The sequence below is a fragment of the Nocardioides sp. LS1 genome, assembly GCF_003865225.1.
Classification (GTDB): Bacteria; Actinomycetota; Actinomycetes; order Propionibacteriales; family Nocardioidaceae; genus Nocardioides; species Nocardioides ginsengisegetis.
The window spans coordinates 749,775-775,301 of the sequence record NZ_BIFF01000001.1; the positions used below are offsets into that span (position 1 = coordinate 749,775).

At 73.6% G+C, this 25,527-nt stretch carries 23 protein-coding genes; 13 read left to right on the top strand and 10 right to left on the bottom strand.

The genetic code is table 11. The annotated features are described in order from the left end of the window. The first annotated feature begins 59 nt into the window (after positions 1-59). From EJF31_RS03495 to EJF31_RS03505, 3 genes are all read left to right on the top strand, one after another. Positions 60-1,223 (top strand): glycosyltransferase, encoded by a 1,164-nt coding sequence (locus tag EJF31_RS03495; protein ID WP_125035683.1) that lies wholly within the window; start codon positions 60-62, stop codon positions 1,221-1,223. A gap of 35 nt (positions 1,224-1,258) precedes the next feature. Further along, a complete protein-coding gene (locus EJF31_RS03500; RefSeq protein ID WP_125035684.1) occupies positions 1,259-2,725 on the top strand; it encodes a YdiU family protein in 1,467 nt (488 codons plus the stop codon). A gap of 232 nt (positions 2,726-2,957) precedes the next feature. Next, on the top strand, positions 2,958-4,301 hold the full coding sequence (locus tag EJF31_RS03505; protein WP_185736122.1) for an HNH endonuclease signature motif containing protein: 1,344 nt from the start codon (positions 2,958-2,960) through the stop codon (positions 4,299-4,301). Between the two features lie 6 nt (positions 4,302-4,307). On the opposite strand, the gene EJF31_RS03510 is transcribed toward EJF31_RS03505, so the two are convergent. The 3 genes from EJF31_RS03510 to EJF31_RS03520 are packed head-to-tail and all read right to left on the bottom strand — an operon-like array spanning position 4,308 to position 7,576. Continuing rightward, a complete protein-coding gene (locus EJF31_RS03510) occupies positions 4,308-5,972 on the bottom strand; it encodes a CapA family protein (protein WP_125035686.1) in 1,665 nt (554 codons plus the stop codon). Between the two features lie 4 nt (positions 5,973-5,976). After that, the gene (locus EJF31_RS03515; RefSeq protein WP_125035687.1) at positions 5,977-7,092 is read right to left on the bottom strand and encodes a hypothetical protein; all 1,116 of its coding nucleotides are present in this window, start codon (positions 7,090-7,092) and stop codon (positions 5,977-5,979) included. Next, positions 7,085-7,576 (bottom strand): RNA polymerase sigma factor, encoded by a 492-nt coding sequence (locus tag EJF31_RS03520; protein ID WP_125035688.1) that lies wholly within the window; start codon positions 7,574-7,576, stop codon positions 7,085-7,087. Before EJF31_RS03520 ends, EJF31_RS03515 begins: the two co-directional genes overlap by 8 nt. A gap of 171 nt (positions 7,577-7,747) precedes the next feature. Between EJF31_RS03520 and EJF31_RS03525 the strand changes: the two genes are divergently transcribed. From EJF31_RS03525 to EJF31_RS03535, 3 genes are read left to right on the top strand one after another with little or no spacing between them, the layout of a single operon-like run. Then, positions 7,748-8,674, top strand: coding sequence for an ABC transporter ATP-binding protein (locus EJF31_RS03525; protein ID WP_125035960.1), 927 nt, complete (start codon positions 7,748-7,750; stop codon positions 8,672-8,674). Next, positions 8,674-9,480, top strand: coding sequence for an ABC transporter permease (locus tag EJF31_RS03530; RefSeq protein ID WP_125035689.1), 807 nt, complete (start codon positions 8,674-8,676; stop codon positions 9,478-9,480). Before EJF31_RS03525 ends, EJF31_RS03530 begins: the two co-directional genes overlap by 1 nt. Next, complete coding sequence (locus EJF31_RS03535) at positions 9,480-10,292, top strand: ABC transporter permease (protein ID WP_125035690.1); 813 nt, start codon at positions 9,480-9,482, stop codon at positions 10,290-10,292. The genes EJF31_RS03530 and EJF31_RS03535 overlap by 1 nt, the downstream gene beginning before the upstream one ends. Before the next feature lie 3 nt (positions 10,293-10,295). On the opposite strand, the gene EJF31_RS03540 is transcribed toward EJF31_RS03535, so the two are convergent. Then, entirely contained in the window at positions 10,296-11,099 is an 804-nt protein-coding gene (locus EJF31_RS03540) for a serine/threonine-protein kinase (RefSeq protein ID WP_221767445.1), read from the bottom strand. Between the two features lie 157 nt (positions 11,100-11,256). On the opposite strand from EJF31_RS03540, the gene EJF31_RS03545 reads away from it, so the two are divergent. Continuing rightward, a complete protein-coding gene (locus EJF31_RS03545) occupies positions 11,257-13,368 on the top strand; it encodes a cation:proton antiporter (RefSeq protein ID WP_125035692.1) in 2,112 nt (703 codons plus the stop codon). Here the strand turns inward: EJF31_RS03545 and EJF31_RS03550 are convergent. After that, positions 13,347-14,690, bottom strand: coding sequence for a serine/threonine-protein kinase (locus EJF31_RS03550; protein ID WP_125035693.1), 1,344 nt, complete (start codon positions 14,688-14,690; stop codon positions 13,347-13,349). The two genes, EJF31_RS03545 and EJF31_RS03550, sit on opposite strands and share 22 nt — an antisense overlap. Positions 14,691-14,867: 177 nt before the next feature. Here EJF31_RS03550 and EJF31_RS03555 point away from each other — a divergent pair, with 177 nt between their 5' ends. After that, positions 14,868-16,445 carry a serine/threonine-protein kinase gene (locus EJF31_RS03555; RefSeq protein ID WP_125035694.1) on the top strand — a complete coding sequence of 526 codons (1,578 nt, stop codon included), beginning with the start codon at positions 14,868-14,870 and terminating at the stop codon, positions 16,443-16,445. Positions 16,446-16,485: 40 nt separating this feature from the next. Here the strand turns inward: EJF31_RS03555 and EJF31_RS03560 are convergent, their stop codons facing one another. The 4 genes from EJF31_RS03560 to EJF31_RS03575 all read right to left on the bottom strand — a co-directional run bounded on the left by EJF31_RS03560 (position 16,486) and on the right by EJF31_RS03575 (position 20,294). Continuing rightward, the gene (locus EJF31_RS03560; RefSeq protein WP_260430618.1) at positions 16,486-17,691 is read right to left on the bottom strand and encodes an FHA domain-containing protein; all 1,206 of its coding nucleotides are present in this window, start codon (positions 17,689-17,691) and stop codon (positions 16,486-16,488) included. A 5-nt stretch (positions 17,692-17,696) separates the two neighbouring features. Next, the gene (locus EJF31_RS03565) at positions 17,697-18,131 is read right to left on the bottom strand and encodes a hypothetical protein (RefSeq protein ID WP_125035696.1); all 435 of its coding nucleotides are present in this window, start codon (positions 18,129-18,131) and stop codon (positions 17,697-17,699) included. Positions 18,132-18,133: 2 nt separating this feature from the next. Then, complete coding sequence (locus tag EJF31_RS03570) at positions 18,134-19,705, bottom strand: hypothetical protein (protein WP_125035697.1); 1,572 nt, start codon at positions 19,703-19,705, stop codon at positions 18,134-18,136. Positions 19,706-19,805: 100 nt separating this feature from the next. Further along, entirely contained in the window at positions 19,806-20,294 is a 489-nt protein-coding gene (locus EJF31_RS03575; protein WP_125035698.1) for a GNAT family N-acetyltransferase, read from the bottom strand. A gap of 27 nt (positions 20,295-20,321) precedes the next feature. On the opposite strand from EJF31_RS03575, the gene EJF31_RS03580 reads away from it, so the two are divergent. The 5 genes from EJF31_RS03580 to EJF31_RS03600 are packed head-to-tail and all read left to right on the top strand — an operon-like array spanning position 20,322 to position 24,157. After that, a complete protein-coding gene (locus EJF31_RS03580; RefSeq protein WP_125035699.1) occupies positions 20,322-20,864 on the top strand; it encodes a DinB family protein in 543 nt (180 codons plus the stop codon). Then, complete coding sequence (locus EJF31_RS03585) at positions 20,861-21,055, top strand: DUF3046 domain-containing protein (RefSeq protein WP_125035700.1); 195 nt, start codon at positions 20,861-20,863, stop codon at positions 21,053-21,055. The genes EJF31_RS03580 and EJF31_RS03585 overlap by 4 nt, the downstream gene beginning before the upstream one ends. An 8-nt stretch (positions 21,056-21,063) precedes the next feature. After that, positions 21,064-22,296, top strand: a complete 1,233-nt coding sequence (locus EJF31_RS03590) for an MFS transporter (protein ID WP_260430592.1) — start codon at positions 21,064-21,066, stop codon at positions 22,294-22,296. Next, positions 22,293-23,117 (top strand): S-methyl-5'-thioadenosine phosphorylase, encoded by an 825-nt coding sequence (locus EJF31_RS03595; RefSeq protein ID WP_125035701.1) that lies wholly within the window; start codon positions 22,293-22,295, stop codon positions 23,115-23,117. Before EJF31_RS03590 ends, EJF31_RS03595 begins: the two co-directional genes overlap by 4 nt. Continuing rightward, entirely contained in the window at positions 23,114-24,157 is a 1,044-nt protein-coding gene (locus tag EJF31_RS03600) for an NAD(P)-dependent oxidoreductase (RefSeq protein WP_125035702.1), read from the top strand. The genes EJF31_RS03595 and EJF31_RS03600 overlap by 4 nt, the downstream gene beginning before the upstream one ends. On the opposite strand, the gene EJF31_RS03605 is transcribed toward EJF31_RS03600, so the two are convergent. Continuing rightward, a complete protein-coding gene (locus tag EJF31_RS03605; protein ID WP_125035703.1) occupies positions 24,158-25,468 on the bottom strand; it encodes a hypothetical protein in 1,311 nt (436 codons plus the stop codon). Positions 25,469-25,527: the final 59 nt, after the last annotated feature.

Consider the following 25,527-nt stretch of genomic DNA (forward strand, 5'->3'; position numbering starts at 1 on the left):
AAGCCGTGGTCGAGTGGAGAGCCGTTGCCCGGACTCTCGCCGGGTGGGACCCTCGCGAGGTGCGCGTGCTGTGTGCGACGACGGCCAACGACGGCCACTTCGGCCCCCTGCGGCCCTTCGCGCGCGCGTGCGCGGACGCGGGTCATGAGGTGCGGGTGGCGGCGCCGACGTCGTACGCCGCGGCGGTGACGCGTGCCGGGTTCGCGCACGAGCCCTTCGCCGACGCCCCGCCCGAGCTCGTCGGGCCGGTCATGGCCCGGTTGCCGACGCTGTCCTTCCAGGAGGCCGACGACCTGGTCGTCGGCGAGGTGTTCGCCCGGATCGACGCGCAGGCCGGGCTGCCGGCGCTGGTCGACACCGTGGAGCGGTGGCGACCCGACGTCGTGCTGCGGGAGTCGGCGGAGCTCGCGTCGCTGGCGGCCGCGGCACGCGCCGGCGTACCGACCGTGCACGTCTGCATCGGGATGCACGAGGTGGCCTCCCACTTCGCGGCGATCATCGGCGACCCACTGGAGGAGCTGGGGCGGCTCGCCGGGCTCGACGAGGGACGGCTGACGACGGCGCTCGCGGGCGAGACCATGTTCAGCCTCGTGCCCGAGGCGCTCGACCACCCGGACGGCATGGTGCCCGCGGGTGGCCCGCGGCGGTTCCACGAGCCGGCGCCAGACGTGCCCGCCCAGGGGCTCCCGGACTGGGGCGACCCCGAGGCCCCGTTGGTCTACGTCACCTTCGGCTCGGTGACCGGCTCGTTGCCGCCCTTCGCCGGTGTCTTCCGGCAGGCGCTCGACGCCCTCGCCGGGGCCGATGTGCGGGTCCTGCTCACGGTCGGACGGACCCGGGAGCCGGTGGAGCTCGGAGCAGTGCCGGCGAACGCCCTCGTCCTGCCGTGGTTCCCCCAGGACGCCGTGCTCGCGCGGGCCGCCGCGATGCTCGGGCACGGTGGCTTCGGCACGACGATGGGTGCCCTGGTCGCGGGCGTGCCGCAGGCGGTGGCGCCGCTCTTCTCCTTCGACCAGGTGGTCAACGGCGACCACGTCGCGGCGGTGGGGGCCGGCTACACCGTCGGCCAGGGACCGGGCTCCGTGGCGCAGGCCGCGGCGAAGCTTCCCACCCTCCTGCAGGACCCGTCGTACGCCGCCTCCGCCCGACGTATCGCCGGAGCCATCGCCGAGCTGCCACCTCCGGCTGAAGCCGTGGCCGCCCTGGTCGACCTCGTGGGCTGACGGCGGTGGCGGTGGGCCCACGTACCCTCGGAGGCGTGAGCGTCGTACCTGCCCCGACCGTGACCCTGGGCTCCCGCTTCGCCCGGGAGCTGCCGGAGATGGCCGTGCCCTGGCAGGCCGAGGACGCGCCGGACCCGCGCCTGCTGGTCCTCAACGAGCCGCTCGCCGTCGAGCTCGGCCTCGACCCCGAGGCGCTGCGTGCCCCCGAGGGCGTGCGGCTGCTGGTCGGCAACGCGGTGCCGGAAGGGTCCTCGCCGGTGGCGCAGGCCTACTCCGGGCACCAGTTCGGCGGGTTCTCGCCGCGGCTCGGTGACGGGCGGGCGCTGCTGCTCGGCGAGCTCACCGATGCGGACGGCCGGCTGCGCGACCTGCACCTCAAGGGCTCGGGTCGCACCCCGTTCGCCCGCGGCGGCGACGGGCTCGCCGCGGTGGGTCCGATGCTCCGCGAGCACGTCGTCAGCGAGGCGATGCACGCCCTCGGGATCCCGACCACCCGGTCGCTGGCCGTCGTCGCGACCGGACGTCCGGTGCGTCGCGAGAGCATCCTGCCGGGTGCCGTGCTGGCGCGGGTCGCGAGCAGCCACCTGCGGGTGGGGAGCTTCCAGTACGCCGCTGCCACCGGTGACCGCGACCTGCTGCGCCGGCTCGCCGACCACGCGATCGCGCGCCACCACCCGGGCGCCGCGGCCGCGGAGGCGCCGTACCTCGCCCTCTTCGAGGCGGTCGTCGCCGCACAGGCCTCGCTCGTCGCGCGGTGGATGCTCGTCGGCTTCATCCACGGCGTGATGAACACCGACAACATGACGATCTCGGGGGAGACGATCGACTACGGGCCCTGCGCGTTCCTCGACGCCTTCGACCCGGCGACGGTGTTCAGCTCGATCGACGAGCAGGGCCGCTACGCCTACGCCAACCAGCCGCTCATCGCCGAGTGGAACCTCGCCCGGCTGGCCGAGGCTCTGCTGCCGCTCCTGCACGACGACCAGGAGCAGGCGGTCGAGATCGCGGTCGCCGCGCTGGGGGAGTTCCGTGTCCACTACTCCGCCGCCTGGTCCGCCGGGATGCGGGAGAAGCTCGGCCTGCCGGCCGGCCTCGACGCCTCCGTCGTGTCGCCGCTCGTCGAGGAGCTGCTGGGCCTGATGAAGGCCGGCCACGTCGACCACACGTCTGGCTACCGCGCCCTCGGCGTGGCGGCCCGGGGTGACGTCGAGCCCGCCCGCGCCCTCTTCCTCGACCTCGCGGGGTTCGACGCGTGGGTCGCGCGCTGGCTGGCGCTCTCGCCGTCGGCCACGGCGATGGACGCGGTCAACCCCGTCTACGTGCCCCGCAACCACCTCGTCGAGGAGGCCCTCGCCGCCGCCACCGCCGGCGACCTCGCGCCGCTCACTGCTCTCCTCGACGCCGTCACCGCGCCGTACGACGAGCGTCCCGGGCTCGAGCGGTACGCCGCCCCTGCCCCCGGCGACTTCGGGGCGACGTACCGGACGTTCTGCGGGACCTGAGCATCGAGGCCGATGGCGCTCAAGGAAGCGGCCTCGCCGCCTTCACCCGAGTCAGTCATGCCGGGAGTATCCACTGCACCGTCCGCTCATGCCGGGTGGTGCGCGGTCGTGCCTGGTTGAGTGCGCGCGTGGGTCCGGCCGCCCGGGAGACGACCCGATCGGTTCGGCGGGAGCAGAACCAGGTGAGGGTCGGGCCTTCCCAGTGTCGGCAGTCAAGCGTATAATCGAAGACATGTTCGAACAGGCGGCGACCCCCGAGGTGGCGATCGACCACGCCTCGATGTGGGTGGGCCTGCTCGGGGACATCGAGCCGGCTGAGCTGTCCGACGCCCAGATCGTCGACGAGCTCGCCGCGCAGGAGCGGCTGACCTCGGCATCGGCCGCCGCGAAGGCCCGGCTGACCGCCGAGCTGCACCGCCGGCGCGTCACTGCGGAGCGCGCCGTGGGAGTGCCGGCCGAGCGGCTGGCACGCGCCGTCGGGCACGAGGTCGCGATGGCCCGCCGGGAGTCCCCGCACGCCGGCCGCGAGCACCTCGCGCTGGCCCTGGCCCTGCAGGACATGCCGCACACCTACGCGGCGCTGGCCCGCGGCGACATCAACGAGCAGCGCGCCCAGATCGTCGTCCGCGAGTCCGCCGACCTCAGCCGCGAGGCCCGGGACTGCCTGGACGCCACCCTCGGCCCGCAGCTGGCCGGGCTGGGGAACCACGACGTCCTGGTCGCGGCCCGCCGGATCGCCTACGAGCTCGACGTCGCCGGCGCCGAGGAGCGCGCCCACCGGGCCCGCACCCGACGCCGCGTCACATTGCGGCCGCTGGGCGACGGGATGGCCCGGATCTCCGCCGACCTGCCTGCCGCCGACGCGCACTGCGCGATCACCGAGCTGCGGCAGCGCGCCGCCGTGCTCCGCGCAGCCGGGGATGACCGCAGTCGCGACCAGATCATGGCCGACGAGCTCTGCAACCGCCTCGACGCGCCCGCGCTGGCCGGCACCCGCCGGGTCGGGGTCCAGCTCGTGATGAGCGCCGACATGCTCCTCGGCCGCGACCGGACCACCCCGCCCCACCTCGTCGGCTACGGCCCGATCACCCCCGGCACCGCCGCGGACCTCATCGCCGAGGCCGAGGAAGACGTCCTGGTCCGCCGGATCTACGCCGACCCCTGGACCAACACCCTGGTCGCGATGGACTCCACCGACATCGTCTTCACCGGCAACCTGCGCCGCCTCCTCCACGCCCGCGACGGCGACACCTGCCGCACCCCGTGGTGCGACGCACCCCCACGCCACGGCGACCACGTCACCCCCAGGGCCGCCGGCGGCACCACCTCCCTCGACGGCGGCCAGGGACTCTGCGAGGCCTGCAACTACGCCAAGGAACAACCCGGTTGGCGACATCGCACGACCAGCACCTGGCCCGACCAGCACACCGTCGAGATCACCACCCCCACCGGACATCGACACCACTCGCGCGCCCCCGCGCTACCCGTCGAACCCAGCACCACGGACACCGCACGAGCGATCGTCGTCGAGCTCTACACCAGCCACATCGACGTCGACCTCGAGCTAGTGGCCTAGCAGCACTCACCGACGCGGCGCTGCGAAGTGCTGGTAGTCCGGCTCCGCCCAGGCGCCGCCCCACTCCCACCCGATCGCGGCGAACGCCTCGACCACGACGTCGCCGTCGCGGATGGCGCCGCGCGGGACGGGCGACCCGCGGGACCGGTCGAGGTGCGCGAAGCGGCGACCGCCCGGCGGCCGGACCGACCCGTCGAGCAGGTAGGGGTTCTCCACCGGGTTGATGTCGACCGCCGCCCCGAAGGCGTGGGCCGACCAGGCGTGGCTCCCGGCGACGCGGCGGCAGTTGTGGCCCGAGGTGTTGTCGGCGGCCATCGACCGGTCGTCGTCGCCGCCGAAGTCGCCGACCGGTCGCATCTGCCGGATCGGCCACCGCGCGTCGTACAGGACGGCGAAGGCGGCCACCACGTCGCGGGCGTAGCGGGCGGCGACGACCAGCTCGCCCCGGTGGCGACGCCGGTCGAAGCCCACGTAGGACAGCCGCAGGGCCCGAAGGTCCTCCCTCCCCACGGGACAGCGAGCATCGACCACGGAGTCGACCCGGTGCACCGATCCGCGGAAGGCCGGCAGGTCGTCGGGTCGCGCCGCCAGGCCGGCGCACGCCCGGAGCGCCCGCCACCGGGTGACCGCCGCGGCGCGCTCGCGACCGTGCCGGGGGAGGGGCCGCCCGAACAGCTGGATCTCCGCCGGCACCCAGTCGTCCGACACGGCGTGCCCGTCCTCCAGCCGCACCCGGAGCACGCCGGTGTCGGGGTGGTGGTTGACGTACCAGACGAAGTTGCCCAGGCCGTAGGCGACGTAGGTGTCGCCGAGCCACCCCGCGCCCTGCTGGACGTGGGTGTGCGCTCCCACGACCACGTCGGCGCCGGCAGCCGCGAGGGCGTGCGCCATCCGTCGCTGGGTCGAGCTCGGACAGGACTGTTCCTGGACGCCCCAGTGCAGGTAGACCACCGCCACCTCGTCCGGGTCGGCGGCGCGCAGCCCCCGCAGGAGCCGCCGGAACGACTCCCGGTCGCGGACGGCGGCGATCCCGGGGGTGTGGGCGCCGGCCTCCCACACGGAGCTCGCGCCCTCGCGCGGCGTCGCGTCGGCGGCGAAGACGGCGAGACGGGTGTGGTGGAGGGAGACGCGGTACGGCGTGAAGGCCGCGGCGCGGTCGCGGCCGATCCCCACCACCCGCACGGGGCCGTGTCTGGCCGCCCGCAGCGTGTCGGCGAGCCCCTCGGGGCCGTAGTCCGCGCCGTGGTTGTTGGCCATCGTGACCACGTCGACGCCGCTCCGAGCGAGCAGGTCGAGGGCCCGCGGCGGTGCGCGGTACCAGTAGCGCTGGTCGGGCACCTCGAGCTCCTTGGGGTCCCGGACGCCGTCACCGGTGATCGCGGTCTCGAGGTTGACCATCGTCAGGTCGGGGTCCCGCAGGGCCGGCGTGATCGGGCCGAGGGTGTCGTCGTCGAGCAGCGACGTCAGGTTGAGCTGGAAGTGGACGTCGCCCGCGAAGCCCAGCGTCACCACGCGTGGAGGTCGCGGGGCCGGCGAGACCGACGGCGTCGGGCTGGCCTCGTCCGCGTCCGCCCGCGGCGCACTGGCGTGATCGTCCCGGCAGCCCGCCGCGGCGACGCAGGACAGGACGACCACCAGGGCGAGCGCAGCGGTGGCGCCCCGGCCGGGCACGGCCTCAGCCGATCTCCGGCATGACCGCCGCCTCGGGCACCTCGAGGGCCAGGTCGCACGCCCGGGTGGAGACGTGGCACTCGATCAGGTCGTCCTGGCCGTGGGCGTTCGCGACGATCACGACGGTGTCGTCGTCGAGCCACTGGGTCAGCCAGTCGACGCCGGACTCGGGCTGGCCCGGGGGAGGCGTGAAGGTGAAGGGCGCGCTGGTCCCCCCGTCGCGGGCGTCGAGCGGCTGGGCGCCCGCGGGCTCCACTTTGTGCTTGCCCACGCCGAACTGCCAGAAGATGCCGTCGCTGACCGCGTACCGCACCGGCTCGTTGCCTTGGGCGTGGCTCACCATCATCGTGCGGGGCGTGTTCTGCACCTGCGTCTCGGCGGTGAACTGGTGCGTGTCGTCGGGGCCCTGCACGCCCGTGGCCAGGTCGATCCGCGCGTCGGGGACGAGCACGTCGTACTCGCCGAGGCTGTCGGGCTCGTGGCTGGTGTACCAGTACGCCGAGGTGTCGGTGACCGCGGCGAGCACGGCGTACCCGGCCCTGCCCACGTCGACCGGCGTCCGCAGGGACTCCTCACCCGTGTGGGTGTCGAACACCACCAGCTCCGGCTTCCCCGGCTCCGGGAACTCGAACCACGCGGCCTGCGAGCCCGTGTTGGGGGAGACGACGAAGCCCGGAGGGACGTTCGGCGGGCCTTGCGGCATCTCCGTGAACGCCGGTGTCGGCTGCCCGAGCGTCCCGACCTGCTCGAGGTCGGTCCCGTCGGTGAACCAGATCCCGCCGTCGTCGAGACGGGCGAGGACGCCGTCGTCGGTCACGTCGAGCTCGACCACGGCACTGGCGGCGGTGACGTCCTGGTCGCCGTAGTGGATGATCGCGCCCTCCGCGTAGGTCAGCGGATGGGTGATGATCTTCGGCGGGCCGACCGGCGTCGGCCGGCCGTCGTCGTCGGAGAGGGCCAGGAAGGTCGCGCCGGCGACGAGCGCGAGCGCCGCAGCGGCGGCGACGACCGTCGTGGTGGCCGTACGACGCGTCCGCCGGCGGGCGGTCGTGACGAGGGCGTCGAAGTCGGGCGGGACGAGCTCGTCGCCCAGGCCGCGGAGCAGGTCCAGCTCAGACATGACGGTCCTCCTTCTCGTCGAGGAGGGGCGCCAGCCGGGACCGTGCCCGGGCCAGCCGGGACTTCACGGTGCCCTCGGGCACCCCCAGCTCGGTGGCGATCTCGGCGATGCCGAGGTCGGCGAGGTAGTGCAGCACCACCACCTCGCGCTGGTCGCGCTCGACCTGCGCCAGCGCGGTCACGATCGCGACCCGGTCGGGGCCGGCCTCGACCGGCGCCTGCGGACCCGGCACGCGCGGCTGGTAGCGGCGGACGACCGAGGAGTGCCGCCAGGAGTGCCGCAGCCGGTTCAGCGCGGCGGTGCGGATCCAGGCCTCGGGGTTGGCGACCTCGCGGAGACCCCGGCCCTTGCGGATCGCGGTCACGAAGGCCTCCTGCACCGCGTCCTCGGCGTCGGCCAGGTCCCCGCACACGGCGTAGAGCTGGACGACCAGGCGCCGGTACGACGCGTCGTACAGCTCCGCCAGCTCGGCTGTCTCGTCCATGCGTCCCTCCTTGCCACCAGGTCCTGAAGAATCGAGCACTGAAGACACGAGCCCCGAGCGATCCGTCCGGTTCCCGGCTCCGGCCCGCGATTCCTCTGCCTTTCTGGGTTTTTCGGTGGGGACTGTCGGCGGGAACAATTAGGGTCTCGTGACGTGGCTGACACCGATTCCATGATCCATGCCCAAGGGCTCCGCAAGAGCTTCGGCGACTTCGAGGCCGTCAGGGGCATCGACGTCGACGTCCGTCGCGGTGAGGCCTTCGGCTTCCTCGGTCCCAACGGTGCCGGCAAGTCCTCGACGATGCGGATGATCGCGGCGGTCTCGCCGGTCAGCGGGGGCGAGCTCCGGGTGATCGGTCTCGACCCGGACACCGACGGCCCGGCCGTGCGCAGCCGACTGGGGGTCTGCCCGCAGGAGGACACCCTCGACACCGAGCTCACGGTGCGCGACAACCTCTTCGTCTACGGCCGCTACTTCGGCCTGCCGCGCAAGGAGGTCCGCTCGCGCGTCGAGGAGCTGCTGGAGTTCGTGCAGCTGACCGAGAAGGCCGACGCGATGGTCGAGGACCTCTCGGGCGGCATGAAGCGGCGCCTCACCATCGCCCGCAGCCTGATCAACAAGCCCGACCTGCTGCTGCTCGACGAGCCGACCACCGGCCTCGACCCGCAGGCCCGCCACGTCGTGTGGGACCGGCTCTTCCGGCTCAAGCAGCAGGGCGTGACCCTCGTCCTCACGACCCACTACATGGACGAGGCCGAGCAGCTCTGCGACCGGCTGGTGGTCATGGACAAGGGCCTGATCGTGGCCGAGGGCTCCCCGCTCTCGCTCATCCGCGAGCACTCCACCCGGGAGGTCGCCGAGCTCCGGTTCGGGGTGGCGGCCGAGGGCGACAGCCACGAGCAGCTGGCCGAGAAGGTCGCCGACCTCGGCGACCGCGTCGAGGTGCTGCCCGACCGCCTGCTCGTCTACAGCAACGACGGCGAGGAGGTCATCGCCAAGGTCCACGAGCGCGGTCTCGAGCCGGTGGCCGTCCTGGTGCGGCGCTCCACCCTCGAGGACGTCTTCCTGCGCCTCACCGGCCGGACGCTGGTGGACTGATGAGCGTCGAGGTCCAGCCCCAGACCAACGTCTTCGCGGGCGCGGCCCGCCTCTTCGACTACTGGGCGATCGCCTACAAGCGCACCTGGAAGGGCAGCGCGATCTCGTCCTTCGTGACCCCGTTGCTGTACGTCGTCGCGATGGGCGTGCTGCTCGGCGGGTTCATCAAGGGTGACCCCGCCAAGCTCGAGGGCGCGACGTCCTACCTCGCGTTCGTGGCTCCCGGCATGGTCGCGGCCCAGGCCATGACGACCGTGTTCGGCGAGGTGACCTACCCCGTCATGGGCATGATCAAGTGGCACAAGTCCTACTACGGCATGATCGCCACCCCGCTGGGCGTGCCCGAGGTGATCCTGGCCCACCTCGGCTTCGTGGCGTTCCGCGTCGCGACGACGTGCGCGGTGTTCTTCGCGGTGATGGCGCCGTTCGGCGTGTTCGCCTCGGTCCCCGGGGTGATCGCGGCGTTCCTCGTCCAGCTCCTCATCGGGATGGCCTTTGCGACCCCGATCTACGCCTTCACCGCGGGCCTGAAGGACGAGTCGGCGTTCTCGCTGGTCTTCCGGCTCGGGATGATCCCGCTCTTCCTCTTCTCGGGCGCCTTCTTCCCGATCGCCAACCTGAGCCCCTTCCTCGAGGCGGTCGCCAAGGTCACCCCGCTGTGGCACGGCGTCGACCTCACCCGGATGCTCACCCTCGGCCAGGTCGACGGGTCGATGGTGCTGGTCCACCTCGTCTACCTGACGGTGCTGGCCCTGGCCGGTTGGTTCGCCGCCGTCCACCGACTCCAGAAGCGGATGATTCTCTGATGGCGATGCTCACGACCAGCGTCGGCCGCGCCGCCGCCTCCCCGGTCTCGGCCGGCGAGGCCACCGGGCTGCTGCTCTACCGCAACTACCTGGCCTACCGCCGTGCCTGGTACATCTTCGTCTCCGGCTTCCTCGAGCCGGTCTTCTACCTCTTCTCGATCGGCGTCGGCGTCGGCCAGCTGATCAGCGGCTTCGAGTTCAACGGCCAGACCATCCCCTACGCCGAGTTCGTCGCGCCGGGCATGCTCGCGGCCTCGGCGATGAACGGCTCGCTGCTCGACTCGACGTTCAACTTCTTCTTCAAGCTCAAGTACAACAAGCTCTTCGACCAGATGCTGGCCACGCCGCTGACCACGATGGACATCGCGCGCGGAGAGCTGAGCTGGTCGCTGCTCCGGGGCGGCATCTACTCCGCGGGCTTCCTGGTCGTGATGCTGGCGATGGGGCTGGTCAGCTCCTGGTGGGCGGTGCTGGTCGTGCCGGCCGCGCTCCTGATCGGGCTGGCGTTCGGCGGGGTCTGCATGGCGCTGACGACCTACATGCGGAGCTGGCAGGACTTCGAGTTCGTGACCCTGGCGACGCTGCCGATGTTCCTGTTCTCGGCGACGTTCTTCCCGGTCACGGCCTTCCCCGGCGCGGTGCGCTGGATCGTCGAGCTCACCCCGCTCTACCGCGGCGTGGTGCTCTGCCGCGAGCTGACCACCGGCGCCCTGTCGTGGGGCTCGGCCGCCTCGGTCGTCTACCTCGTCGTCATGGGCCTGGTCGGCCTGATGGTCGTGCGCCGCCGCCTCGACAAGCTGCTGCTCACCTGACGCTCATCTGACCTGGGCGAACCCCTGGATCAGCTCGATCTCCTCGGCGAGCTCCAGCGCGCTCCCGGGCCGTCGCTCCGGCTCCGGCGCGAGGCAGCGGCCGACGAGGTTGGCCTCGTCGTCGGTGAGCGACTCGGAGAGCCTCGGGGGCTGACCGAGCACGCGTCGTACGGCGAGGAGCGGGTCGTGGACGGGCAGCTCGCCGTGCACGCCGGTGCCGGTCAGGGCCCGGTGCAGGGTCACGCCGAGCGACCAGATGTCCGAGGCCGGGGTGGCGACCTCGCCGGCCAGCACGCCCGGGTCGAGGTACTCCACCGACGTCGCGGGTCCCAGCCCGGTGACCGACGCGGACGGGTCCAGGGCCTGGGCGAGCCCCAGGTCGGCCAGCCGTGCCCCGTCGTCGGCGAGCAGGATGTTGCCCGGGTTGATGCCCCGGTGCACCAGGCCCGCCAGGTGCAGGGCGTGGGCGCCGCGTGCCGCCCGGGCGACGGCCAGCAGCCGCTCGCCACGGGTGAGCCGGTGGTTCGGCGACTCCAGCGAGCCGCCCGCGCAGTGCTCCACGGCGTAGAAGAAGGTCGGGCCGTCGCGGCCGGCGTCCAGCAGGGTCACGAGGAAGGGCGAGCTGACCGCGGCGAAGGCCCGGAGCTCGCGCGTCGCGCGTCGCAACGCGTCCTCGTCGGTGGCCCCGGAGAACACCTTGACCGCGACCCAGGGGGCACTCACACCGAGCCGCGCGGGTGTCCTCGCGAGGTAGCGGCTGCCGTGACCTGCGGCGCCCAGGAACTCCACGAAGGTGTAGTCAGCCACCCCGTCCATCAGTCCTCCGAACCGTCCCCCTGGGGGAAGCATCGCACCGCTCGGCGGACGCCGACGACACCGATTCAGGTGATCCCCGCGCCCGAGTCGCCGGGGTACTTTCGAGATCTCGGCGGCCAAGGTGTGCCAAGAGACGGGGGGAGCGCTGATGGCTGCTCACGACACGCAGGAGACCATCGCCCTGGTCTTCCTCGACATCGCCGTGATCGTGCTCGTCGCGCGCCTGCTGGGCCCCCTCGTACGCCGCCTCCGCCAGCCGACGGTCGTCGCCGAGATCCTGGCCGCCCTCGCCCTGGGGCCCTCCCTGCTGGGCGCGCTGCCCGGCAACCCGACCGACGACCTGTTCCCGCCCGACGTCCGGCCCTACCTCGCCGTGGTGGCGGCCCTGGGCCTGACCATCTACATGTTCGTCGTGGGGCTCGAGCTGGATCTCGGGCTGATCCGCGGCAAGGGCGCGACGGCCGGCACGATCTCGGCCTGCTCGGTGGCGCTGCCCTTCGGTCTCGGCACCGTCCTCGCGCTGTGGCTGCACGGCCGCCACGACACGGTGGCGGGACAGCACGTCGACCTGGTGCCGTTCGCGCTGTTCCTCGGCGCCGCCATGTCCGTGACCGCCTTCCCGGTCCTGGCCCGGATCCTGCAGGAGAGGCGCATGCAGCGCACGCCCACCGGCGCGCTCGCGCTGGCCTGCGCGGCCGTCGACGACGTGCTCGCCTGGATCATGCTCGCGGTGGTGCTCGCGATCGTGCGCTCCTCGGGTGGCGCCGACCTGGTGCGGATGGTCGCGGAGTCCGTCGGGTTCGTGGTCGTGATGTTCCTGGTCGTGCGTCCCCGGCTGCGTGTCCTGGTCGACCGACGTGACGCGGCCGGCGGACTGACGCCGGACATCTTCGCCGTCGTCCTGGTCGGGGTGCTCTTCTCGAGCTTCCTCACCGACCGGATCGGGATCCATGCGATCTTCGGGGCCTTCCTCTTCGGGGCGGCCATGCCGCGGCGCGGCGCCGAGCGGCTCTCGCAGGAGATCCTCGAGCGGGTCGAACAGGTGACGGTGCTGCTGCTGCTCCCCGTCTTCTTCGTGGTGACCGGTCTCAACGTCGACGTGACGGCCCTGGGCCGTTCGGGACTGGTCGAGCTGCTCGCGGTCATGGCCGTGGCCTGCTTCGGCAAGTTCCTGGGTGCGGCCGCGGCCGCCCGGGGGCTGGGTATCCGGTCCCGGCGCGCCGCCGCCATCGGCGTGCTGATGAACACCCGCGGCCTGACGGAGCTGGTCGTGCTCAACGTCGGCCTGAGCGTCGGTGTCCTCGACGAGCGCCTCTTCACCGTCATGGTCCTGATGGCGATCCTGACCACGGTGATGACCGAGCCGCTGCTGCGGCTGATCTACCCGGACCGGGCCGTCCAGCGGGACATCCTCGAGGCCGAGCGGGCCGCGCTCGGGCTGTCGGCCGAGCACCGGGTGCTGGTGCTGGCGGAGGGCGCCGACGCTCCCGACGGGCAGCTCGTCGACTGGGGCGTTCGGCTGCTCGGCACCGGCGAGGACAGCGAGCTGGTCATCAGCCGGATCGAGGCCCGCCCGCTCCGCCGGGTCGAGGTGGGCTCGGGGCGCCTGGCCGACCTGGCCGCGTTCGCGACCTCGCTCGAGGCGACCCAGTCCCTGGCCCGGCGGGCCACGGCCGCCGGCGCCGTCGTGCACGTCCACTCCGAGCTGGCCGACGATCCCGTCGCCGAGGCGCGGGTGCATGCCGAGGCGACCGGCGCGGACGTGGTGCTGGCGGCGGCCGGATCGGCCCTGGCCGCGGCGGCGGCCGAGCACGACGACGCGGTCGTGGTGACGCTGCACGTCCCCGACGCGGCGACCACCGTCACCGGCGTCGCCGCACGGGTCGGCACCACGGCGGACGGGACGGCGGCGGTCGAGCAGGCGGCCCGGGTGGCCGAGCGGCTCGGCGTACCCCTGCAGCTCGTCACCCGCGGCGGCCGTCGCGAGACGCGCCGGGCGAGCACCCTCGAGCGTCGGCTGGAGGAGGCCGGCATCGCCGCCAGCCAGACCACCGAGGACGATCTCCTCGAGCGGACGGGCCTCGACGGCGGCTCCCTCGTGCTCGTGCGCGGCGTCGCGGACGGGCCGCACCCCGCGGCGGGGACGGGGCCCGTGCTGGAGGTCCGGGGGAGCGCGCACGACAACGACGAGCGGCTCGACGCGATGCTCACCCGGCGTTGCGAGCGCCCGCGGGTGGATCAGCGCGAGGGACAGCGGTAGCGCACCGCCCGGCTCGCCCGTACGTCGCTCCCGACGACCACGACGGTGACGTCACCGGTGATCGGCCGCGGCCCGCTGAGGTCGAGCCGGAGCGTGCTCCGCACGGTGTGCTGCCCCGACCGGCCCGCGACGCGCCGCTCGGAGAGCGTCGTCCCGTCCGGCCCGGTCCAGCGGACGGTGAACGACCCGGTGCCCCCGTTGGTCGCGAACGCGGCGTCCAGCCGCACCGTGCCGTCGGGGCACACCACCGAGGCGGGGTCCGGGTCGCTGGTGAGCCGGACCGAGTCAACCGTGATCGCGGGGGCGGGCCGGTGGGTCGCCCAGGCGACGCCGCCGACGCCCAGCAGCACGGCGAGGCCGGCCGCGCCCACGAGGAGGCGGCGCCGTGGCCGGCGCCGCGGTGGCGGTGGAGCGGGGGCCGTGGGCGCCTCGACCCGGACGGTCGGGGCGCTGCGTTGGGTCGCGCGAGGTGGTGCCGGCCGGCGCTCGACGGCCGGCCACGCGGAGGTCGGGATCGCCTCGAGCCGGGCGACCAGCTCGTCCGGGAGCGGCCGGCCCGCGGGGTCCTTGGCGAGGCCGGCGAGCAGCACGCTCGCCGCCTTGGCCGGCAGCCCGGGCAGGAGGCTGCGCGGGTCGGGGGGCTCCAGCCGCCAGTGCGCGCTGATCAGGGCCAGGGCGTCGGGGGCGTCGTACGGTCGCCGTCCCGTGAGGGCCTCGTAGGCCACGATCGCGAAGCTGTAGGCGTCCGAGCGCGCGTCCGGCTCGCCCTGGCCGAGCCCCAGCTCGGGCGGGAAGTACGCCGGGGTGCCGATCGCCGACGCGGCGTCGGTCCGGAAGACCGACGGGTCCGAGACGGCCCGGGCGAGCCCGAAGTCCCCGAGCTTCGCGTGCCCGTCGGGGAGCACGAAGACGTTGTGCGGCTTGACGTCGCGGTGCACGATCCCGTGCCCGGCGGCCGTGGTGAGCGCGTCCGCCACGTCCCGCAGCACCGGCACCGCCTCGGGGCCCGGGAGCGGCCCGCGGGCGACGATGTCGGAGAGCGCCTCGCCGGGCACGTACTCCATGACGAGGTGGGCCTGCCGCGTCCCCACGGTCAGGTCGTAGACGCGCACGACCGAGGGGCAGTCGAGGGAGGCGAGCAGCTTCGCCTCCCGTTGGAAGCGGGCCACGCTGTCGGCGTCGGCGAGCGCCACCGCGTGGATGCGTTTGACGGCCACCATCCGGTGGAGTGCGGTGTGCCGGGCCAGGACCACCTCGCCGAAACCACCGGCGCCGAGGACGCGGACGAGCTCGTACCCGGCAGGCACGGCCCCCTCGTCCATCCGGCGATCGTAGAGCCGTCACGGCCCGGCTCGAGTCCCTGCGGAACGGCGTACCGCGATTGGGGGAACGGTCGCGCACGACCGCCGATCAGGCGCCGCGCGCCCTACCTTCGGATCGGGCGGCCCGTCCCCGAACGGCCGCGCACTCAATCATTCGGGGGCGTCAGGGGGGACGCAATGAGCGAGATGTACGGGCCTTACGAGGTCCTCCAGCGAGTGGCCGAGGGAAGCACCAGCACGGTCTACCGGGCCCGGCACGTGGCCCTGGACCGGCCCGCGGCGATCAAGGTCCTGTCCGAGGCGATCTCCCGGTCGGCCGAGATGCGCGAGCGACTGCGCGCGGAGGCCGAGATCCTGGCCGGGCTCGAGAGCCCGCACGTCGTCGAGGTCTACGACTTCGTCGAGGAGGACGACCGCGCCTGGCTCGCCGAGGAGTGGGTCGACGGCGCCTCGCTCGACCGCATCCTCGAGCAGCACGGCACCCTGACCCCCGAGCAGTCCGTGGGCGTGATCCGCGAGGCGGTGCTCGGGCTGGCCTTCGCCCACGACCGCGGGCTGCTGCACCGCGACGTGTCGCCGCGCAACATCCTGGCCGACCTGCAAGGCACCTCGAAGCTCGTCGACTTCGGGCTGGCCGCTCCGACGGGCGAGGCCGGCTTCGTCGGCACCCCGGCCTTCATGAGCCCCGAGGCGGGCGTCGGGGGCAGCCTCAGCCGCGCCAGTGACGTCTACTCCACGGCCGCGGTCCTCTACACCTTGCTGGCCGGCCACCCGCCGTACGCCGGCTCCGACCTGGCCACGACCGTGCGCCGGCACGTCGAGGAGGAGGTGCCGCTGCTCGACGGCCACGGCGCCGACCTGCAGGACCTGCTCCGGCGCAGCATGGCCAAGGACCCCGCCCAGCGACCGCAGGACGCTCGCGCGTTCCTCGCGGAGCTGGAGGAGGCGGCTCGCCGCCGCTTCGGCCCGGCCTGGCTCCAGCGGGCCTCGATCGCGGCCCTGGTCGCGGCCACCGCGCCGCTGGCCGCTGCGGGCCTCGGCTCCACCGCAGCGCCGACCGTCCTGGTCGACACCGCCTCGATCGTGTCCTCGCAGGCGGTCAAGGCCGCGAAGTCCGGCACCAAGCGGCTCGCCCTCATCGGCGGCGTCGTGGGGGCAGTGGTCGTCGCCACCGTGGCCACCGTGGCGGCCAAGACCGGGGGCGGACCCGACCACACGGCGACGCCGCCGGCGGCCAGCGACTCGCCGTCGGCCCAGCCGGTCGACGACCCGTCGCCCACGCCGAAGACCCTGGAGGAGCTGACGCCCTCCGGCAAGTACGACTTCACGCGAGTGCTGCTGTCCAGCACCTACACCCCGAAGGGGCCCAAGAAGGAGCACCGCGTCTGGACGCTGGACCTGAAGAAGTGCAAGCACCAGTCGTGCGCCGGCGTGATCCACTCCTCGAGCGGCTCGGTGTTCCGCTACACCTACGACGGCAAGCACTTCGTGGTCATCCCGCCCAAGGGCGGCAAGTCGGTCTTCGAGGGGGTCTGCCAGGACACCCAGACGGGCAAGGACGTCCCGGGCACCAAGGGGCGCGACACCTCGACGATCGTGTGGTCGCCCCTGCGGGTCGTCCGCAAGGACGCCGACGGGCTCCCCGTGCGCCTGGAGGGCACACAGCGCCTCACCGACGTCTACGAGGGCCTGATCAACTGCGACGGCTCGCCCACGGACCACGCCCGCTACCGCGAGTACATCGTCCGACGCTGACCTCGCGACGCCCTGACGGCTCGGGCCGTCGGGGCATCGCTCAGAGCTTGTGGTGCGACTCGAACGTCATCGTGCGCGCGCCCATCCGCAGCCGCGAGCCCGCCGGGATCGTGGTCGGCACGTCCGCCTCGAGCCGGCGCCACTCCTCGGAGCCGGGATCGGCGACGTAGGTCCCGTTGACCGACCCGGCGTCCTCCACCCGCACGTCCCAGCCGTCCAGGACGAGGCGGGCGTGCACGCGGGACAGGGACAGGTCGGGGTCCTCCAGCACGAGGGCCGTGGCGCGCCCGTCCCGTACGTCGTCCGCGGCACCCGGGTCGCGGCCGATCACGTAGTCGCGGATCAGCGCGTGCACGGAGCCGTCGTCGAGGACCAGCACCCCCAGCGGGGGCCGGTGACCGGTGATGACGTTGTGGGTCTGCTGGACCGTGGAGATCCCGCAGCGCTCGCAGAAGCGGGCGTCCGGTGGGTTGAAGTGGCCGCGGGAGCAGACGATGCCGCGCACCAGCGGGCCGTCCTCGTCGACGTCCGGCATGGGCACGGGCGTCGGAGCAGGGGTCGGCGCAGCTGCTTGGGGCTGGGGCTGGGGCTCGGGCTCCGGCTCCGGCTCGAGCGAGAACGTGGTGAACGTCGGTGGCTCGGGCAGGGGCTCGGGCTCCGGCTCCGGCTGGGGCACGGGCTCCAGGTCCACGAGCGTCTCGTGCAGGTGCCCGTCCTGCGCCACCGGCGCGGTGGGCTCGAGGAAGACCCCGCCGGCGCGGACGACGCCGCCGGAGAGGTTGCTGCGACGGTCGGGGTCCAGGCGACCGGGGTCGGGTCCGACGACCACGCGCATGACCCCGGGCCGCAGCACCCGGTTGACCGGCAGCAGCGAGTCGTCGGTCGAGACCAGGTCGCTGGTACCGTCCGGGCCGGTCACCGCCATCCGCATGCCGTCGGTGAGGGTCACGACCAGGTGGTCCCGGTCGACGGTCACGACCCCGAGCGCCGGCACGTCGGGCGGAGCGCTGTTGGCCAGGAGCATCGCGCACGCGCGGACCAGGTCCCGGGCCGCGCCGGGGGCCACGGACCTGCCCACCTCGGTGCACAGCTCCTGCAACCGGTCGACGACCGACTCCTGGCCGGGGGTGCGTGGGTCGGCCACGAGGATGGCCAGGCCCTCCCGGGCGACCACGAGGTCACCCGGCGCCAGCACCACCCGCATCGAGGTCCACGACGACGTTGAACCCGCCGTCGGGACGGACATCTCGGTCACACCAGTCTCCCTCCGCGGAACCGCCAGTGGACGGTCAGGGCGCGCATCGGCCCGCTCACGACGAGCCAAGTCACCAGCCAGGTGGTGCCGAAGCCGACGACGAACGCCGCCGGCGTGATGTCCTCGGCCCAGGACAGGACACCGCTGCGGGCCACGGCGTACGCCGCCAGCCCCTCGGGCACGCCCACGAGGAGCGCGAAGAGTGTCGGCCAGTCCTTCTCCCAGCGGAACTGCTGGAGCAGGTGGTAGACGACCTCCCACACCAGGCCGAGGACCAGCACGATCGCGAGCACGGCGTACATCGCGCGGTAGCGGTCGGTCAGCGTGCCGCCGCCGGGCAGCAGCGGGGCGATGACCAGCGCCCACAGCCCGCCCACGACGGCGATCAGGAAGACGCGCGTCTGGAGACGCCCGAGGAGGGTCGGCAGCATGCTCAGACCGCCTTCCCGCGCGCCCAGCGCAGCCACTGGACCACCGAGCGGACCGGGCCGATCCGCTTCCCGAAGCCCTGGCGGGCCAGGTCGTCGGCGATCTCCTGCGCGGCGATCTGGAGACCCAGGAACGTGTCGACGCCGGGGAAGTAGCCACCGAGGGTGGCGGTGCCCGACGCGTACAGGCGACCGTCGCCGTTGGCGGTGCCGCGGACCTCGAAGGTGCGCTCGACATCGAGGCGACCCAGAGGGTTGCGGCCCGCGCCGGTGTGCTCGAGCAGGTCGGCGAACAGCCGGTGCTCGCCGATGTCGGCCTCGAGCCCGGTGCAGTCGATGACGTAGCCGGCCTGCAGCTCGAGCACGCCCTGGTCGGTCATGATGCGCGTGACGGTGCCGCCGCCCGCGCCGTCGCCGGCCGGCACGACGGACTGCACGGTGCCGGTGACGGTGCGGTACCAGCCCTCCTTGCGGCCGCGGGACTGCTGCTCCTGCCACAGCGAGCGGACCGGCGTGTTGGTCCCGCCGATGGTCTTGTAGAGCGCGGCCCGGTCCTCGCCCTCCAGCCGGCGCATCCGGCTCTTCAGCTGGCCGCCCCACACCGACTTGGGGTAGTTGAAGCCCTGGTAGGCCCACCCGTCGCCACCGCGGCGCCGCATGAAGATGCTCGGGCCGTGCGAGCCGGTCACGTAGGTGCGGAAGACGTGCACGATGGTGGTCTGGCTGCCGTGCCGGTCGCGGTCGTCGATCAGCCGCTGCAGGATCCGCGACGCCACGATGCCGCTGCCGCGGATCACCACCGTGGTCGGGCGGCGCAGCAGCTCGGCGTACAGCCCCTCGTGCGGCTCGTAGGCGTTCACGACGCTCGCGTAGTCCTGGTAGGTGTCGCGGTAGTCCTGGAGGTCCTGCAGGAACTTCAGGCCGGGGTAGCCGACCGCGACGTGCACGAAGCGGCTGCGGTAGGCGACCCGCTTGGTCGGTGACGTGCCCGCCGGCGGCGTCAGGATGGTGAAGTAGCCGCCCCCGTTGCGACGGCGCACCACGCGGACCAGGCCCTTCTCGAGGCACTCGTAGTAGCCGATCCGCGCCGCCTCCTTCTCCAGGGACTCGAAGACCTGGCCGGCGCGCGGGGTCCAGTAGTCGGAGAGGATGGGCTCGGTGAGCACGTTCCACAGCGGCGCCAGCTTGGCCCGGAGGCCCTTCGCTGACCAGGCCTCGCGGATCGCGTAGCTGGGGAAGCCCCAGATGCAGTCCGGGCAGGACGCGGAGTCCGAGCGGAGCCGCTCGTTGCGCGGGATCTGCGAGTTGCGGGTGAGGTACTCGTACGTCGACCACGGGGTCTCGTTGTTGCCCAGCACCTTGATGCTGGACGCCGGGACGCCCGCGATGCGCAGGTAGTCGACCGTCACGAAGGAGCCGATGCCGGCACCGACGGTCACGAACGGCACGTCGCGGACCGGGATGCCCACGGCCGCGAGGTCGGAGTCGTCCCACACGTCCTTCGCGAGCAGTGCCGGGGTGAGGTCGCCGCCCCCGGTCGCAGGCGGGCTGACGCGGACGGTCTCGTCAGTCGACATCCACGCCTCCCCTCACCGCGCGCGCCCGTTCGGCTCCCCGATCGGCACTGTGACACGCAGCGACGACGTGGGGACCGGTGAGCGAACCCGGATACCCCAATCAGGTGAGCAGCAGCTCGAACAGCTCGGTGTCGATCCACCGGCCGAACTTGTGGCCCACGTCGTGCAGCACGCCGACGCTGCTGAAGCCGCACGCGCGGTGCAGGGCGACGCTGGCATCGTTGGGGAGCGCCACCACGGCCACCACCAGGCGCATCCCGTCGGCGCGCAGGGTCGCCAGGAGGGCGTCGTACAGGGCCCGGCCGGTGCCGCGGCCCCGGGCCGCGTCGGCGAGGTAGACCGAGGTCTCGCGGGTGCGGGCGTAGGCGTCGCGGGGACGGTAGGAGCCGGAGTAGGCGTAGCCGACCACCGCGCCGTCGGACTCGGCGACGAACACGTGGTCGCCGGTGGCGGGGGAGTGCAGCCGGCTCTCCCAGTAGTCGATCCCCGGCGGGACGGTCGCGAAGGTCGCGATCCCGCCGAGCACCTCCGCGTCGTAGATCGCCGCGATCGCGGGCAGGTCGGCGGATGTGGCCAGACGGATCTCCATGGGGGCAGACCTTGCCAGAATGGGCGCATGGAACCTGTCACCCCCGACACCAAGGACTGGACCTGGGTGCTCGACCGGCCCTGCCCCGAGTGCGGCTTCGTGGCCGCAGACGTCCCGGCACGTGACCTCGCGGGGCGGCTGCTGGCCAACGCCGCGTCGTGGGCCCGCGTGCTGGACGGTGGGCCCGGCCTGACGAAGCGGCCGGCGCCGCAGGTGTGGTCGCCGACGGAGTACGCCTGCCACGTCCGCGACGTGCACCGGGTCTTCGACGAGCGGGTCCGCCTGATGCTCGAGGAGGACGTCCCGCACTTCGCCAACTGGGACCAGGACGAGACCGCCGTCCAGCAGCGCTACGACCTCCAGGACCCGGTCGTCGTCGGGCGCGAGCTGACCGTCGCGGCGAACGCCGTCGCCGAGCGGTACGCCGCCGTGCCCGACGACGCGTGGGGGCGCGCGGGCATCCGCAGCAACGGCAGCGGGTTCACCGTCGAGAGCCTCGGTCGCTACCACCTGCACGACGTGGTGCACCATCTGCACGACGTGAGTGGAGCAATGCGGAAGGACACATGAGGCACACGGAGTTCTGGGAGCGGATGGAGCTGGCCCTGGGGACGGCGTATGCGAAGGCGTGGGCGGGCCAGTTCGTGATGGCCGACCTCGGCGGGCGCACCGCCGCCGAGGCGCTGGACGCGGGCGTCCCGCCCAAGCAGGTCTGGGCGGCCGTCTGGCGCGCGCTGGACCTCCCGGCGTCCGACCGTTGAACCCAGCGGTGAATCTCGAGCAGGCCCAGCGCCGCACGATCCGCACGCTGATGGCCGCCCAGGTCGTCGGTGCCGTCGGCATCACGATCGGCATCGCCACCGCGTCGCTGCTGGCCCGGGACCTGTCCGGCTCCGAGAAGCTCGCCGGCCTCAGCCAGACCGCGCAGGTGCTCGGCACGGCCGGGTGGGCCTTCCTGCTCGCCCGGCTGATGTCGCGGCGGGGGCGGCGGGTCGGCCTCGTCACCGGCTACCTGCTCGGGGCCGCTGGCGCCCTGCTCGCGGTGGTGGCGGGCGTGCTCGGCTCGATGTCCCTGCTGCTCGTCGGCGCGGTGTTCCTGGGTGCGACGTCCGCGGCCAACAGCGGCTCGCGGTACGCCGCCACCGACCTCGCGCCGGCCGCCCACCGCGCCCGGTCCCTGTCGACGGTCGTGTGGGCCACCACCATCGGCGCGGTCGCCGGCCCCAACCTGACCGGGCCCGCCGGCGCGCTCGCGGACCGGCTCCACATCCCCGAGCTCACCGGGCCGTTCGCGCTGGGCAGCATCGGCATGCTGGCGGCCGCGCTGGTGGTCGGCGTGTTCCTCCGCCCCGACCCGCTCCTGCTCAGCCGCGAGGCCGCCGGCGTCGCGGCCACCCCGCCTCAGGGCACCAGCTGGGGCCGGGCGATCGAGGCCGTCCGGGAGCGGCCGATCCTCGGCCAGGCGATGGCGGCGATGGGCTGCGCGCACGCCGCGATGGTCGCGGTGATGGTGATGACGCCGCTCCACATGGCGCACGGCGGCGCCGAGCTCCGGGTGATCGGCATCGTGATCAGCGTGCACGTCCTCGGCATGTTCGCGTTCTCGCCGGTCGTCGGCTGGCTCGCCGACAGGTTCGGCCGCCCGCAGACCCTCGCCGTCGGCGGTGTCCTGCTCGCGATCTCGCTGGTCGTCTGCGCGGACTCCCCGGACGGCTCCTCGTGGCAGATCTTCGTCGGCCTGTTCCTCCTCGGCCTCGGCTGGTCCTTCGCCACGGTGTCCGCCTCGACGATGGTCGCCGACCACGCGCCGCTCGACGCGCGCACCGACGTCCAGGGCGTCTCGGACCTCGTCACCGGCGTGACCGCGGCGGCCGCGGGTGGCCTCGCCGGCTTCGTGGTGGGGGAGTGGGGCTACGCGGTCCTGTCGCTGCTCGCCGGCGCCCTCGTGCTCGTCGTGCTCGGGGCGGCGCTCAGGACCCGGCTGGCAGGATCGCCGGCATGAGCGCCCCCTCGCCGGACAGCGTGGCCGACGTCGCCGTGATCGGCGGCACCGGCTTCTACTCCTTCCTCGACGACCCGACCGAGCACGTCGTCGAGACGCCGTACGGCGCCCCCTCGGCGCCGATCGCGGTCGGGACGGTCGCGGGTCGCAGGGTCGCGTTCGTCCCCCGGCACGGGCCGCACCACGACCACGCGCCGCACTCGATCCCCTACCGCGCCAACCTGTGGGCGCTGCGCTCGCTGGGCGTTCGGCAGGTGCTCGCCCCGTGCGCGGTCGGCGGCCTGCGCGACGAGGTGGCGCCGGGCGACATCGTCGTGCCGGACCAGCTCGTGGACCGCACCTGGCGTCGCGTCCCGTCCTACGTCGAGCGTGGCGCGGTGCACGTGCCGTTCGGCGACCCCTACTGCGCGCGGCTTGCCGCCGCCGTGACGGGGGCCAGCAACGACATCAGCATCACCCACGGCGGCACCATGGTCGTGATCGAGGGCCCGCGCTTCTCCACCCGGGCCGAGTCGCGTGCCTACGCGGGCGAGGGCTGGACCCTGATCAACATGACCGGTGCTCCGGAGGCGGCGCTGGCCCGGGAGATGCGGCAGTGCTACACGCCGATCGCGCTGGTGACCGACATGGACGCCGGCGCCGAGAGCGGCGTCGGCGTCGGGCAGGAGGAGGTGTTCGCCCTGTTCAAGGCCAACCTCGACCGGCTCACCGGGCTGCTGACCACGACCATCGCGTCCCTGCCCGATCCCGACGGCTGCACCTGCTCCACGTGGGCCGACGGCCTCGACCTGACCTACGCGATCCCGGGCGTCAGCCCGTGAGGGTCCTGCTCACCGGCTCGGCCGGGTTCATCGGCAGCGCCATCGCCCGGCAGCTGGCCGAGGCCGGCGACGAGGTCGTCCCCGTCGACGTGATGCTGCCGATGGCCCACGGCTCCGCCGTCGCGCCGGCCGGCACCCACCGCGTCGACGTCCGCGACGCCGAGCAGTGGCGCGACCTGCTGCGCGGGGTCGACGTGGTCTGTCACCAGGCCGCGCTCGTCGGGGCGGGCGTGAAGGTCTCCGACCTGCCCGACTACGCCGCGCACAACGACCTCGGCACCGCCGCGCTGCTGTCCGCGATGCACGGCGCGGGGGTCGATCGGCTCGTGGTCGCCTCGTCGATGGTCGTCTACGGTGAGGGTCGCTACGCCTGTGCCGACCACGGCGACCAGGTGCCGGCGCCGCGGTCCCGGGAGGCGCTGGACGCCGGCGACTTCGACAACCACTGCCCCGTCTGCGACGGCCCCCTGGGCTGGGCGCTCGTCGACGAGACGGCCCGTCTGGACCCGCGCAGCACGTACGCCGCCAGCAAGGTCGCGCAGGAGCACTACACCTCCGCGTGGGTGCGGCAGGCCGACGCCGCCGCGATCGCGCTGCGCTACCACAACGTCTACGGGCCGGGCATGCCCCGCGACACTCCCTACTCCGGCGTCGCGGCGATGTTCCGCAGCTCGCTCGAGCGGGGTGAGGCGCCGCAGGTCTACGAGGACGGCGGCCAGATGCGCGACTTCGTGCACGTCGACGACGTCGCGCGCGCCAACGTCGCCTCCATCCGGGCGGTGGCGGGGGAGCGGGGCGGCCACTACGCGGCGTACAACGTCGCCTCGGGTCACCCGGTCGCCATCCGCGAGGTTGCCGAGCGGGTCGCCGAGGGCACCGGTCGCGACCTCGCGCCCGAGGTCACCGGCGGTTACCGCCTCGGCGACGTCCGGCACATCGTCGCCTCGCCCGAGCGGGCGCGGGCCCACCTGGGGTTCAGCGCGCTGGTGCGACCCGAGGAGGGGCTGCGGGCGTTCGCGACCGCGCCGCTCCGCCGCTAGCTACCAGCTGGTGTACAGCAGGTGCTGCACGAGCAGCGCCGTGACCAGCTGGAGGGCCAGCGCAGGCCGGCGCCACCGCTCGGGCAGCAGCGCCGTGGTGAGCAGCAGCCACGGGACGAACGGCAGCCAGATCCGCTCGACCTCGGCCTTGCTCATCCGCGACGCGTCGGCCAGCAGCACGGCCGCGACCGCCGACCCCGCCAGCCAGAGGACGAGCCGGTCGGTGGTGCGACGGAGGTTCGCGAGCCCGGCGCCGAGCACCGGGCCCGCGGAGATGACGAGCGCGGCGAGGTTGCCCCACATCCAGTACGACGCGGGGCGGACCGCCGCGATGCCGGCCCAGTAGCGGTCGGCCAGCACGGGGTAGGCCTCCCACAGCCGGAAGCCGCCGGCGGCGAAGGCGAGGACCACGGCCAGCGCGAGGACTGCGGCGACCGGCAGCGGCCGCCACGAGCGGGCGAGGACGAGGACGGCCACGGCGAGCAGGCCGACCAGCGGCAGCCCGTAGGACATCAGGCACGCGTAGCCCAGCAGCAGCCCGGCCAGTGTCGACCAGGCGACCATCCGGCCGCGTGAGGCGGCGGTCGCGCCGGCGGCCAGGGCGGCAAGACCCCAGGCCACGACGGCGCCCATCAGGGCGTCGGCCGAGACGGCCATGAAGACCGCGGCCGGGCCGAGCACGAGGAAGGGGGCTGCCCGACGGGCGACCGCCTCGCCCCCGAGCAGCCGCAGGGTGACCATCACCGCGAGGGCGGTGGTCGCCGCGAGCACCGTCACGACCAGGCCTGCCGCGTAGTCGCCGCCGAGCCCGATCCGGTCGAGCAGCACGAAGAACAGCAGCGTCCCCGGCGGGTGGCCGGCGACGTGCACCGGCCACTGACCAGCCGATCCTTCCGGGATGCGGTCGACGTAGACCTGAAGGAGCGTGTGGACCGACGTGACCTGCCGCGCCGTCCGCAGGTACTCGTAGTGGTTGCCCAGCACCCGGGAGATCCCCGCGGCGCCGTCGACGTACGCCAGCGACAGCAGCCACCCCAGCCCGGCGGCGTACGACGTGACGAGCAGGCGACGCCACGGGAGGCAGTCGGCCAGCGCCCGGGCGTGCCGCCACCCGAGCAGGGCGAGCACGAGGGCCGGGATGGTGCCGGGGCCGAGCTTGGCCTGGACGTAGCCGTGCAGGGGCGGGAAGACGTCGGCGCCGGTGTCGCGGGCATGCACGTCCCAGCCGGTCAGTGGTGGGATCACGGTGGCGGCCAGCACGAGCACGAGCGCCGCGGACAGCCCGACGCCCGTGGACCGCTCCGTCGCCATGACGGCAAGGCTAGGGGGCGGGTGAGCGCGAGCGGTGCCAGCGCGCGCACCGTCATTCC

Bases quoted from the DNA above. Each gene is read 5' to 3' on its own strand.
- EJF31_RS03505 (WP_185736122.1), top strand. From the start codon at position 2,958: ATGTTCGAACAGGCGGCGACCCCCGAGGTGGCGATCGACCACGCCTCG.
- EJF31_RS03515 (WP_125035687.1), bottom strand. From the start codon at position 7,092: ATGTCTGAGCTGGACCTGCTCCGCGGCCTGGGCGACGAGCTCGTCCCG.
- EJF31_RS03520 (WP_125035688.1), bottom strand. From the start codon at position 7,576: ATGGACGAGACAGCCGAGCTGGCGGAGCTGTACGACGCGTCGTACCGG.
- EJF31_RS03525 (WP_125035960.1), top strand. From the start codon at position 7,748: ATGATCCATGCCCAAGGGCTCCGCAAGAGCTTCGGCGACTTCGAGGCC.
- EJF31_RS03530 (WP_125035689.1), top strand. From the start codon at position 8,674: ATGAGCGTCGAGGTCCAGCCCCAGACCAACGTCTTCGCGGGCGCGGCC.
- EJF31_RS03535 (WP_125035690.1), top strand. From the start codon at position 9,480: ATGGCGATGCTCACGACCAGCGTCGGCCGCGCCGCCGCCTCCCCGGTC.
- EJF31_RS03545 (WP_125035692.1), top strand. From the start codon at position 11,257: ATGGCTGCTCACGACACGCAGGAGACCATCGCCCTGGTCTTCCTCGAC.
- EJF31_RS03550 (WP_125035693.1), bottom strand. From the start codon at position 14,690: ATGGACGAGGGGGCCGTGCCTGCCGGGTACGAGCTCGTCCGCGTCCTC.
- EJF31_RS03555 (WP_125035694.1), top strand. From the start codon at position 14,868: ATGAGCGAGATGTACGGGCCTTACGAGGTCCTCCAGCGAGTGGCCGAG.
- EJF31_RS03560 (WP_260430618.1), bottom strand. From the start codon at position 17,691: ATGTCCGTCCCGACGGCGGGTTCAACGTCGTCGTGGACCTCGATGCGG.
- EJF31_RS03565 (WP_125035696.1), bottom strand. From the start codon at position 18,131: ATGCTGCCGACCCTCCTCGGGCGTCTCCAGACGCGCGTCTTCCTGATC.
- EJF31_RS03570 (WP_125035697.1), bottom strand. From the start codon at position 19,705: ATGTCGACTGACGAGACCGTCCGCGTCAGCCCGCCTGCGACCGGGGGC.
- EJF31_RS03575 (WP_125035698.1), bottom strand. From the start codon at position 20,294: ATGGAGATCCGTCTGGCCACATCCGCCGACCTGCCCGCGATCGCGGCG.
- EJF31_RS03580 (WP_125035699.1), top strand. From the start codon at position 20,322: ATGGAACCTGTCACCCCCGACACCAAGGACTGGACCTGGGTGCTCGAC.
- EJF31_RS03585 (WP_125035700.1), top strand. From the start codon at position 20,861: ATGAGGCACACGGAGTTCTGGGAGCGGATGGAGCTGGCCCTGGGGACG.
- EJF31_RS03595 (WP_125035701.1), top strand. From the start codon at position 22,293: ATGAGCGCCCCCTCGCCGGACAGCGTGGCCGACGTCGCCGTGATCGGC.
- EJF31_RS03605 (WP_125035703.1), bottom strand. From the start codon at position 25,468: ATGGCGACGGAGCGGTCCACGGGCGTCGGGCTGTCCGCGGCGCTCGTG.